Here is a 10,930-nt window from a genome sequence, read left to right as displayed (position 1 = left end):
GCGCTCGAGGGAGTTACGGCAGTGATCTCGTCATCCCAGTTGAGCATAAATGTCACCATCAATTTAGAACGGTTTGTACCATCTTTTCACGAGCGATAAAAGAGTTCGCTGATGAAAAATCCTGTTTTCGATTCGCGTTGCGACCTTCATACAACACTTTGGTCAACAGACTGTCTATGAAGACTCATGTGAAGCGATCAAAACGTGTGTCGATGAAGTGCTTCGCGATGTCGAGAGAGCATCGTGACGAAGCCTCTTCGATGCTCTTTCAATCTGTATTGCGCGGCGCGTTGTGTTGCATCCGTCGCGTCCGTCGTTGCTGTTTCGTCAGCGCGAGTGACGCGAAGTTCAATGCGTGGCCTGGTGTAGATCGCCCTGCTTGCTGAGCGCTTCGTGACGAGCGCTTCGAACGGAGCGTGAGCGTGGCGGCTGCGCTTCGATGAGCAGCGCGGCTCGCAACCTGGTTGCCGCGCCGCTCATCAGCATCACTTCTGTTTCACTTCTCGCGGGTAAGTGCTGCCCCGCTGCAACTCAATTGCAAGCCAGTGTTACTGGCAAGCCTCGCACTCTTCAAAGCCAGGGTCGCCCGGACGCATCATGCACACCGGACCATCCGCTTCCGGCGCAGCTTCCACTGCAGCTGCGGGAGCCGCTGCTGCTTGCAGGCCGCCCGACGCAGCACCGCCGCTCACGCCGAAGCCACCTGCTGCGCCGCCAGCCGCACCGCCCGAGCCTTCACCGCCGCCCGAGCTCACCGCGTTCAGCGCGCCGTGCGCCACCGTCGACTTCTCCACGTGAGTCGCCGCCATGGTGCGGAGGTAGTACGTCGTCTTCAGACCGCGCAGCCATGCGAGCTTGTAGACCTCGTCCAGCTTCTTGCCCGACGCGCCGCCCATATAGATGTTCAGCGACTGCGCCTGGTCGATCCACTTCTGACGACGCGAGGCCGCTTCGACCAGCCACTTCGGATCGACTTCGAACGCGGTGGCGTAGATGGCGCGCAGGTCGGCCGGGATGCGGTCGATGCGCGACAGCGTGCCGTCGAAGTACTTCAGGTCGGCAACCATCACCTCGTCCCACAGGCCACGTGCCTTCAGGTCGCGCACCAGGTAGTCGTTCACGACCGTGAATTCACCCGACAGATTCGATTTCACATACAGGTTCTGGAAGGTCGGTTCGATGCAAGCCGACACGCCGATGATGTTGGAGATCGTCGCCGTCGGTGCAATCGCCACGCAGTTCGAGTTGCGCATGCCGTACGTTGCAATGCGGGAACGCAGCTCGGTCCAGTCCATCGACTCGCTCGAATCCACTTCCACGTAGCCGCCGCGCGCTTCGGCCAGCAGCTTCAGCGTGTCTTGCGGGAGGATGCCGCGGTCCCACAGCGAGCCGCGGTAGCTCGAGTAACGGCCGCGCTCGGCAGCCAGCTCGGTCGACGCGTAGTACGCGTAATAGCAGACCGCTTCCATCGACGTATCAGCAAACTTGACCGCTTCTTCCGACGCATACGGCGTGCGCAGCAGGTGCAGGCAGTCCTGGAAGCCCATGATGCCCATGCCGACCGGGCGGTGCTTCAGGTTCGAGTTACGTGCCTTGGCGACCGCGTAGTAGTTGATGTCGATCACGTTGTCGAGCATGCGCATCGCCACGCTGATGGTGCGCTTGAGCTTGTCGTGGTCGAGCACCAGCGTGCCGTCTGCCTGTTCCTTCAGGTGCGCGACCAGGTTCACCGAACCCAGGTTGCACACGGCGATTTCGCTGTCGCTCGTGTTCAGCGTGATTTCCGTGCAGAGGTTCGACGAGTGGACGACGCCCACGTGCTGCTGCGGCGAACGGATGTTGCACGGATCCTTGAACGTGATCCACGGATGGCCGGTTTCGAACAGCATGCCAAGCATCTTGCGCCACAGTTGCGCTGCCGGGATCTTCTTGAACAGCTTGATCTCGCCGCGCGCCACCTTGTCTTCGTAAGCTGTGTAAGCCGCTTCGAACTCTGCGCCGAACTTGTCGTGCAGATCCGGGCAGGTGGACGGCGAGAACAGCGTCCAGTCACCGCCCTCGTGCACGCGCTTCATGAACAGGTCGGGAATCCAGTTCGCCGTGTTCATGTCGTGCGTACGGCGGCGGTCGTCGCCGGTGTTCTTGCGCAGCTCGAGGAATTCTTCAATATCCAGGTGCCACGACTCCAGGTACGCGCACACGGCGCCCTTGCGCTTGCCGCCCTGGTTCACGGCCACGGCCGTGTCGTTGACGACCTTCAGGAACGGCACGACGCCTTGCGACTTGCCATTGGTACCCTTGATGTGCGAGCCCAGAGCACGCACACGCGTCCAGTCGTTGCCCAGACCGCCGGCGAACTTCGACAGCAGCGCGTTTTCCTTCAGTGCTTCGTAGATGCCGTCGAGGTCGTCGTCCACCGTCGTCAGATAGCACGACGACAGTTGCGAGCGGCGCGTGCCCGAGTTGAACAAGGTCGGCGTGGACGACATGAAGTCGAAGCTCGACAGCACGTTGTAAAACTCGATGGCGCGCGCTTCACGGTCGATCTCGTTCAGTGCCAGGCCCATTGCCACACGCATAAAGAATGCCTGGGGCATTTCGATGCGCACGCCGTCGCTATGCAGGAAGTAGCGGTCATACAGCGTTTGCAGGCCGAGGTAGCCGAACTGCAGGTCGCGGTCGGCGTCGAGCGCCGCGCCGAGACGCTTCAGGTCGTACTGTTGCAGCTTCTCGTCGAGCAGCTCGGCTTGCACGCCGCGCTTGATGAAGCTCGGGAAGTACTCGGCGTAACGCTGGCCCATTTCACCCTGCGTGACTTCCTCTTCGAGGATCTCGCGGCGGATGGTGTGCAGCAGGATGCGTGCGGTGACCTGGCTGTATGCCGGGTCCTTTTCGATCATCGTGCGCGCAGCGAGGATGGCCGAGTCGTAGACCTGGCTCATCGGCACGCCGTCGTACAGGTTCTTCACCGTTTCCGCAACGATCGGCTCGGCGCTCACCGCGTCGCCCAGGTTGGCACAAGCCGACTCGATGATGCCGCGCAGCGCCACCATGTCCAGCGGACGCGTCACGCCGCCGTCGGTGACGGTCAGGCCGAGCGAGCCGTTCGGCGCTTCAACCGCGTCATGGCTGCGCTCCTGGCTGCGCTTCTCGCGATACAGCACGTACGCACGCGCGACGTTGTGCTCGCCGCCGCGCATCAGCGCGAGCTCGACCTGGTCCTGGATGTCTTCAATATGGAAGGTGCCGCCATTCGGACGGCTGCGCAGCAGCGCGCGGACGACGCTTTGCGTTAGTTGCTCGACCAGTTCGCGCACGCGTGCCGACGCCGCGCCTTGACCACCGTTGACGGCCAGGAATGCCTTCGTGACCGCAATGGCGATCTTCGACGGCTCGAACGACACCACGCTGCCGTTACGACGGATCACCTTGTAGTCGGCGTACGTCGCTTGCGGCGCGAGCGACTGTGCACCCTGTGCCGGGGCACCGAAGGTTTGGCCAGTGGACGCGCCCTCGTACCGGGTCGTCGCGTTATCGGTGGTTTGCATGTGCAAAGCTCCTGGTCTTGGAATGTGCGGAGAAACCGCGGATTAATACGAACGCTGCGCCGCCGCGAGCGCAAGCGATGAGGTGCAGGAAAAAAGCCGGCTGAGCCGGGTGGCGGGATGCGAGTGCGATGAAGCCAGGTTCGAATCGTTAATGGTCTTCATCGTGCGTGTCGCGATCACTTGCCAGGCCCCTTTCCTGAATGCTTCTGGATGCGACCGGTGCTCTTGACCGGGCGCGCCGCAGGAATATTTTTTTCGCCGTCCGGCGTGTTTGCGGCGCCATGCTCGGAGAGCAGGGCGCCGCTTGACACACAAGATATAGTGCGAAACTCGTTTTCTGGCACCAAGTATAGTGGAGTTTCAAGACAGATCAAATCGATTTATTTGGCCTTGCCGTCTTGACTTTTGGCATCGCGCCACGCGAAGGCGCTTCGCGGAGAACAAGGCTGCGCCTTGCTTTCCTCGCAATTTGAGAATTCTGGCGGAGGGTCGTTACAGCGTTTTGGAAAACTTGAGATAGGGGAAATACCGAGCGGCGAGCGCGGTGTCGCGCTGCAGACGAGACCACTCGAAATGTGGCCCGGGGTCGGTCTTGCGACCCGGCGCAATGTCTGAATGACCCGCGAGCGCTTCGACCGGATAGCGGGCCGCGAGTGCCTTCACCAGCCCGGCGAGCGTGCGGTATTGCGCCGCTTCGAACGCGCTTGCGTCGCTGCCTTCCAGTTCGATGCCGATCGAGAAATCGTTGCAACGCTCACGGCCGAAGAAATTCGACACACCGGCATGCCACGCGCGCGCGTCACACGAGACGAATTGGTCGAGCGCACCATCGCGATGGATCACGAAATGCGCAGACACCCGCACGCCGCGCAGATGCGTGTCGTAGTACGGGTGCGCATCGCAATCCAGACGGTTCAGGAACAGCTCGGCAATCGCACTGCCGCCGAATTCACCAGGCGGCAGGCTGATGTTGTGCACGACGATCAAGGTCGGCACCGCGCCTTCTGGACGTGCTTCGAAATTCGGCGACGGCAGCTTGTGCGCGGCCGTCACCCAACCCTCTGCGTCGAGGGTGAAACCGACGCTCATCGGGCGTCGCGTCCCGACGGTGGGGTTGCATGGCGCTGCGCATGCGCGGTACAGCAGAACGGCTGACCGGCGACCACGACCGAGTCGCTTGCGGGCGCGTGCACGCCGCACTCGACGCAGCGGATCATCGGCTCAGCCAGTTGCGGCGCTTTGGCCGCGCGCCCTTGCGCGCCCTTCGCGCCGGCACCTTGAGCACCCGCGCCTTGAGCGCCCGCCGTGCCGCCGGCCGCACCGGTGCGCTGCGAGTGGGATGCATCGGCACGGCGCAGCGCTTTCACGAGCCACTGCCCGACGATGAACAGAAGAATCAACAGAAAGATTTGTCTCATGGACCGATCACACCACAGGACGGTGCAACAGCACCTCGAAAACGAAACGGCTGCCGACGTAGGCGAGCAGCAGCGCCAGAAACGACGCCAGCACCCAGCGCAACGCCGCGCGGCCGCGCCAGCCCGACACCTTGCGGGCGGTGAGTAGCGCGCCGAACATCACCCACGAGAGGATCGCGAACACGGTCTTGTGATCGAGCCGCAGCGCCCGGTCGATCAGTTGTTCGCTGAACAGGATCCCCGAAAGCAGCGTCAGCGTGAGCAGTACGAAGCCCGCGCTGATCAGACGGAACAGCAGCTTTTCCAGCGTGAGGAGCGGCGGCAGTGAATCGAGCCAGCTCGACAGCCAGCCGTTGCCGGCCGCCGCACCCTGGCGCTGCAGCACGCCGCCGCGCATCGCATGCAGACGGCGTTCGACCAGCAGCATCAAGACGGCGTGCAACGCCGCGATCGCAAACAGTCCATAGGCGATGTTGGCAATCAGGAAGTGCAGCTTGAACATCGGATCTGCCGAATACGACAGCACGCGCACTCCGCCAAACGCGAGCGGCAGCAGCGAGGCGACGCATGCGAGCGGCAGCACCAGCAAGCGCAGACCGTCGAGCGGGAAGAAAAAGCTCTCGATCCAGTAGATGCCGGCACCCAGCCAGAACATGGCCGACAGCGCGAACGCGAAGCCGAACACCATGGAGTTCTGCGGGAAGATGGTGGTGTGCAGCAGCAAGCCGTGGGCCAGCAGTGCGACAAACAGCAGCACCCGCGCGGGCGTGGTGAACCCGGCGACGGCCGGATTATTCGACGAAGACGTGGAAAACGGCACGGGCGGCACGCTCTCCAACACCGGGCGCAACGCGGTGTGCCGGTGCGAACGCCAGCCTGCAACGGCGAGACCGCCGTACAGGAGTGCAGTGAGGGCATACAGTACAATATCCATATTCGAAGTTTACACTAGGCCCCTGCTCCGCGACGTCTTCCGCTTCGCGCCCCGCTCCGGCCGCACTGTTCATCGCTCCCCATGCTCGACAATCTGACTCAACGGATGGCGCGCGTCGTCAAGACGCTGCGCGGCGAAGCCCGGCTCACCGAGGCGAACACCCAGGAGATGCTGCGCGAAGTGCGCCTCGCGCTCCTCGAAGCTGACGTGGCACTGCCCGTCGTGCGCGAATTCATCGCCAAGGTGAAGGAAAAGGCGCTCGGCGAGGAAGTCATCAGCAGCCTGTCGCCGGGTCAGGCGCTGGTCGGCGTGGTGCAGCGCGAACTGACCGCTATCATCGGCGGCGACTACGAAGGCAAAGCGGTCGAACTGAATCTCGCCGTCACGCCGCCGGCCGTCATCCTGATGGCGGGTCTGCAAGGCGCCGGCAAGACCACCACGGTCGGCAAGCTCGCCAAACTCTTGCGCGAAAAGTACAAGAAGAAGGTGCTCACCGTTTCTTGCGACGTCTACCGCCCCGCCGCTATTGCGCAGTTGAAGACGGTGACCGAACAGGTCGGCGCGGATTTCTTCCCGTCGGAACCGGATCAGAAGCCGGTGGATATCGCGCGCGCCGCGGTGGACTGGGCCAAGCGCCACTATCACGACGTGCTGCTGGTCGACACGGCCGGCCGTCTCGGTATCGACGAAGCGATGATGCAGGAAATCGCTGCGTTGCACAGCGAGCTGAAACCGGCGGAAACGCTGTTCGTCGTCGACGCGATGCTGGGCCAGGACGCGGTCAACACCGCGAAGGCTTTCAGCGACGCACTGCCGCTCACCGGTGTCGTGCTCACCAAGCTCGACGGCGACTCGCGCGGTGGTGCAGCGCTCTCCGTGCGTCACGTCACAGGCAAGCCGATCAAGTTCGTCGGTGTCGCCGAAAAGCTCGACGGCCTGGAAATTTTCTATCCGGACCGCATGGCCAACCGGATTCTCGGCATGGGCGACATTCTCGCCCTCGTCGAAGAAGCGCAGCGCGGCGTCGACGTCGAAGCCGCGCAGAAGCTCGCCAACAAGGTCAAGAAAGGCGGCGACTTCGACCTCAACGATTTCCGCGCGCAACTGACGCAGATGAAAAGCATGGGCGGTCTGTCGTCGCTGATGGACAAGCTGCCCGCGCAGTTCCAGCAAGCCGCAGCCGGCGCCAACATGGGCATGGCCGAGTCGCAGATGCGCCGCATGGAAGGCATCATCAACTCCATGACGCCGGCCGAGCGTGCCAAGCCGGAACTGATCAAGGCCACCCGCAAGCGCCGCATCGCTGCGGGCGCCGGCGTGCAGGTGCAGGAAGTCAACCGCATGCTGAACCAGTACGAGCAGATGCGCACGATGATGAAGAAGCTCAAGGGCGGCAACCTGCAGAAGATGATGCGCGGCATGAAGGGCATGTTGCCGGGCATGCGCTAGGCAAGCGCCGGGCGGGCGCATGGGTCCGCCGCTTGGTCCGGGCATCTGCCGGGTATAGATGCCGCAAGTGCCCGGTCTGGAACGTGCGCGTGTGCGACATGCGCGTTACGCGCCGCCCGGGTATATGCTGTAGCGCGCATCGTCGTTCTTTTTCACACTATGTATACAGTCACCACCCGCCAGACGTCATGAATCGCGAAGAAGCTCTCCACATTTTCCGTCACTCCGAAGAAATCGTTTCGGCCGACGCCGTCAATGCGTCGATCAGCGGAATGGCCTCGGCCATCGCTGCCGAAATGAACGGGGATTTCCCGCTCGTGCTGTCGGTGATGGGCGGCGCGGCGGTGTTCACCGGCATGCTGTTGCCGCACCTCGATTTCCCGCTCGAATTCGACTACATCCACCTGACCCGCTATCGCAACACCACCAAGGGCGGCAACGACATGCAGTGGCGTGTCGCGCCGGCTGAGTCGGTAAAGGATCGGGTCGTTCTGGTGCTCGACGACATCCTCGACGAAGGCGAGACGATGGCCGCGATCCGCGACCGCATCCTCGCAATGGGCGCGAAGCGCTTCCTGAGCGCGGTGTTGTGCGAAAAGATTATTCCGAAGGCCAAGCCGCTGCGCCCGGACTTTTGCGGCTTCGAAGTACCGGACCGTTATGTGTTCGGTTGCGGAATGGACGCGAAAGGTTACTGGCGCAACCTGCCCACCATTCGGGCGTTGACTGACGGGGCTTGAGCCTTCGCCATCGCGTGATGAACCGGTAGTAAAAAAGCGGCCCATGGGCCGCTTTTTGTTTGGCGCGAAGCTCGGGGCGCGCCCGGCGTCATTGACGATCTCACAACTGATGAACGAAAGACCGGATACCGCCCAGCATCATCTCCACTGAAATGGCCACCAGCACCAGGCCCATCAATCTTTCGAACGCCATCATGGCGCGTTCGCCGAGCCACGCCTGAATCCGCTCCGCCAGCATCAGCACGATTGCGCAGACGATCATCGTGACCGTCAGCGCGCCGATCCATTCGAGCATCTTGCCGGGAGCCTGCGACGTCAGCAGCATGACGGTAGCAAGCGCCGACGGGCCCGCCAGAGCCGGGATGGCAAGCGGCACGATGAGCGGTTCGCCGCCGCGCGTGTCGCCGCCGAGCGGCCCGTCGGGATGCGGAAAGACCATTCTGAGTGCGATCAGAAACAGCACGATCCCGCCGCCGATCCGCAACGACTGGTCGGTCAGGTTCATCATCCGCAGGAAGCCCTGGCCGACCACCATGAAGACCAGCAGGATAGCGAACGCAATGGCCACCTCGCGGAGAATGACCACCGTGCGCCGGTTCGGCGCGACCCCGCGCAGGCAACTGATGAACAACGGAATGTTGCCGAGCGGGTCGGTGATCAGAACCAGCAGGATGGTCGCAGACAGGAAGGTGTACTCCACCGTCCGCTCCGCCTAGCGCGCCAGCGCCGCGCGAATCTTCTCCGTTACCACTTGCGCCGCGCCTTCGACGGGCAGCAGCGTCGCTTCGGCGTCGCGCCGGCCCTGATACTCGAGCTTGCCGTCCTTCAGGCCACGGTCGCCGATTACCAGACGATGCGGCACGCCGATCAGCTCCCAGTCAGCGAACATCACGCCGGGACGCTCGCCGCGATCGTCGAGGATCACGTCCACGCCGGCCGCGACCAGCTCCGCGTAGAGCTTGTCGGCCTGCTCGCGCACGGCTTCGCTGCGGTCATAGCCCATCGGGCACAGCACGATTTCGAACGGCGCGATCGATTCCGGCCAGATGATGCCCCGCTCGTCGAAGTTCTGTTCGATCGCCGCACCCAGGATACGCGTGACGCCGATGCCGTAGCAGCCCATTTCCATGTGGCGCGGCTTGCCGGTTTCGTCGAGGCAGGTCGCGTTCATGGCTTCCGAATATTTCGTGCCGAGCTGGAACACGTGGCCCACTTCGATGCCGCGGCAAATGTCCAGCACGCCCTTGCCGTCCGGCGACGGATCGCCCTTCCTGACGTTGCGGATGTCCGCTACTTCCGGCTCCGGCAGGTCGCGGCCCCAGTTCACGCCGGTGATGTGGTAATCCACCTCGTTCGCACCGACCACGAAGTCGCTCATGTTCGCGACCGTGCGGTCCGCGATCACCTTGACCGGCTTCTTCGTGTTGATGGGGCCGAGGTAACCCGGCGGCGTGCCAAAGGTCGCGACGATCTCGGCTTCAGTTGCCATGCGGAATTCGGCCAGGCCCGCCAGCTTGCTCACCTTGATCTCGTTCAGATCGTGGTCGCCACGCAGCATCAGCAACCAGATGGTCGGCTCGGCGCCTTCGTTTTCGGTCGCCAGAACGATCGACTTGATGGTGCGCTCAAGCGGGATGTTCAACAGCTCGGCCACCGCTTCGCACTTCGCCTTGCCCGGAGTGGACGTTTTCTTCATCGGTTCGACGGGCGCGGCGCGCTGTGCGCTCAACGGCAAGGCTTCAGCCGCTTCGACGTTCGCGGCGAATTCCGAAGTCGGGCAGTACGCGATGGCGTCTTCACCGGTGTCGGCGATCACGTGGAATTCGTGCGAGCCGCTGCCGCCGATCGAACCGTTGTCCGCCGCGACCGCGCGGAAGTCCAGACCGAGGCGCGTAAAAATGCGCACGTAAGCGTCGTACATCTTGCGATACGACTCGCGCAGACCTTCCACGTCCTTGTCGAACGAGTACGCGTCTTTCATGATGAATTCGCGGCCGCGCATCACACCGAAACGCGGACGGATCTCGTCGCGGAACTTCGTCTGAACCTGGTAGAAATTCACCGGCAACTGACGGTAGCTCTTGATCTGATTACGCGCGATGTCCGTGACCACTTCTTCGTGCGTCGGTCCGAGCACGAAATCGGACTGCTTGCGGTCCTTGAAGCGCAGCAGCTCCGGGCCGTACTTCTCCCAGCGGCCCGATTCCTGCCACAACTCGGCCGGCTGTACCGACGGCATCAACAGTTCGATCGCACCTGCCCGGTTCATTTCTTCGCGCACGATGGCTTCCACCTTGCGGATCGAACGCAGGCCGACTGGCAGGTAGTTGTAGATACCGCCGGCCACGCGCCGGATCATGCCGGCGCGCACCATGAGCTTGTGACTGACGATCTCGGCGTCGGCGGGCGCTTCTTTCAGCGTGCCGATAAAGAAACGGGAAGCTTTCATTCAGATTTTCCAAAAGCGGCGGCTCCGGAGGGACCGCCCGAAAGGTGAAAACGGTGGGGAATTCGGTAGCTGCGCAGCAAGTGCGCGGCACTTCGACGGCAGACGACCGGCCAATCACGCGCCCAGGACGGCCCGGCGCCGCGCCCAAAGCCCGGTAAACCGGCGAAAACCCTTGAGCCGCCGTACCTGCTGCCGCGCCGGATGGCCGACAGGCTACCGCAAACGCGCCCCTTTGCGGCGAATCGTTCCATTCTGGTGCGAATCGGTGCGTCGGGTCCGTTATCTGTTTATAATCAAAGCAATTTTAAAGGATTCGAAGGTGGTTGTATGCTGGATCGTGAAGGCTTTCGCCCGAACGTCGGCATCATCCTCTTGAACGCGCACAACGAGGT

8 protein-coding genes and 1 pseudogene are annotated in these 10,930 nt (G+C 62.8%); 3 read left to right on the top strand and 6 right to left on the bottom strand.

Features of this window, described 5'->3' with window-relative positions; translation table 11 throughout:
- Positions 1 to 548: 548 nt before the first annotated feature.
- The 4 genes from VGH41_RS21900 to VGH41_RS21885 all read right to left on the bottom strand — a co-directional run bounded on the left by VGH41_RS21900 (position 549) and on the right by VGH41_RS21885 (position 5,900).
- Positions 549 to 3,548 (bottom strand): ribonucleoside-diphosphate reductase subunit alpha, encoded by a 3,000-nt coding sequence (locus tag VGH41_RS21900; RefSeq protein WP_331599681.1) that lies wholly within the window; start codon positions 3,546 to 3,548, stop codon positions 549 to 551.
- Positions 3,549 to 4,040: 492 nt separating this feature from the next.
- The gene (ampD, locus tag VGH41_RS21895; protein WP_331599680.1) at positions 4,041 to 4,637 is read right to left on the bottom strand and encodes a 1,6-anhydro-N-acetylmuramyl-L-alanine amidase AmpD; all 597 of its coding nucleotides are present in this window, start codon (positions 4,635 to 4,637) and stop codon (positions 4,041 to 4,043) included.
- Positions 4,634 to 4,966 carry a PP0621 family protein gene (locus VGH41_RS21890; RefSeq protein WP_331599679.1) on the bottom strand — a complete coding sequence of 111 codons (333 nt, stop codon included), beginning with the start codon at positions 4,964 to 4,966 and terminating at the stop codon, positions 4,634 to 4,636. The genes ampD and VGH41_RS21890 overlap by 4 nt, the downstream gene beginning before the upstream one ends.
- A 7-nt stretch (positions 4,967 to 4,973) precedes the next feature.
- A complete protein-coding gene (locus VGH41_RS21885; protein ID WP_331599677.1) occupies positions 4,974 to 5,900 on the bottom strand; it encodes a cytochrome C assembly family protein in 927 nt (308 codons plus the stop codon).
- 81 nt (positions 5,901 to 5,981) lie between these two features.
- Between VGH41_RS21885 and ffh the strand changes: the two genes are divergently transcribed.
- Together ffh and VGH41_RS21875 are read left to right on the top strand one after the other, a co-directional pair.
- The gene (gene ffh / locus VGH41_RS21880) at positions 5,982 to 7,349 is read left to right on the top strand and encodes a signal recognition particle protein (protein WP_331599676.1); all 1,368 of its coding nucleotides are present in this window, start codon (positions 5,982 to 5,984) and stop codon (positions 7,347 to 7,349) included.
- A 188-nt stretch (positions 7,350 to 7,537) separates the two neighbouring features.
- Positions 7,538 to 8,089, top strand: a complete 552-nt coding sequence (locus VGH41_RS21875; RefSeq protein WP_331599675.1) for a hypoxanthine-guanine phosphoribosyltransferase — start codon at positions 7,538 to 7,540, stop codon at positions 8,087 to 8,089.
- 100 nt (positions 8,090 to 8,189) lie between these two features.
- Here the strand turns inward: VGH41_RS21875 and VGH41_RS21870 are convergent, their stop codons facing one another.
- Both VGH41_RS21870 and VGH41_RS21865 read right to left on the bottom strand, forming a co-directional pair.
- On the bottom strand, positions 8,190 to 8,789 hold the full coding sequence (locus tag VGH41_RS21870; RefSeq protein ID WP_331599674.1) for a MarC family protein: 600 nt from the start codon (positions 8,787 to 8,789) through the stop codon (positions 8,190 to 8,192).
- A 12-nt stretch (positions 8,790 to 8,801) separates the two neighbouring features.
- Complete coding sequence (locus VGH41_RS21865; RefSeq protein ID WP_331599673.1) at positions 8,802 to 10,538, bottom strand: proline--tRNA ligase; 1,737 nt, start codon at positions 10,536 to 10,538, stop codon at positions 8,802 to 8,804.
- A 201-nt stretch (positions 10,539 to 10,739) separates the two neighbouring features.
- Here VGH41_RS21865 and VGH41_RS21860 point away from each other — a divergent pair.
- Positions 10,740 to 10,930 (top strand): annotated as a pseudogene (locus VGH41_RS21860) (RNA pyrophosphohydrolase); the annotation flags it as partial.

This window comes from Paraburkholderia sp. (genome assembly GCF_036488795.1).
Taxonomy (GTDB): domain Bacteria; phylum Pseudomonadota; class Gammaproteobacteria; order Burkholderiales; family Burkholderiaceae; genus Paraburkholderia.
This window is presented reverse-complemented; position numbering and strand designations above follow the sequence as displayed.

Bases quoted from the DNA above. Each gene is read 5' to 3' on its own strand.
- VGH41_RS21900 (WP_331599681.1), bottom strand. From the start codon at position 3,548: ATGCAAACCACCGATAACGCGACGACCCGGTACGAGGGCGCGTCCACT.
- VGH41_RS21890 (WP_331599679.1), bottom strand. From the start codon at position 4,966: ATGAGACAAATCTTTCTGTTGATTCTTCTGTTCATCGTCGGGCAGTGG.
- ampD (WP_331599680.1), bottom strand. From the start codon at position 4,637: ATGAGCGTCGGTTTCACCCTCGACGCAGAGGGTTGGGTGACGGCCGCG.
- VGH41_RS21885 (WP_331599677.1), bottom strand. From the start codon at position 5,900: ATGGATATTGTACTGTATGCCCTCACTGCACTCCTGTACGGCGGTCTC.
- ffh (WP_331599676.1), top strand. From the start codon at position 5,982: ATGCTCGACAATCTGACTCAACGGATGGCGCGCGTCGTCAAGACGCTG.
- VGH41_RS21875 (WP_331599675.1), top strand. From the start codon at position 7,538: ATGAATCGCGAAGAAGCTCTCCACATTTTCCGTCACTCCGAAGAAATC.
- VGH41_RS21865 (WP_331599673.1), bottom strand. From the start codon at position 10,538: ATGAAAGCTTCCCGTTTCTTTATCGGCACGCTGAAAGAAGCGCCCGCC.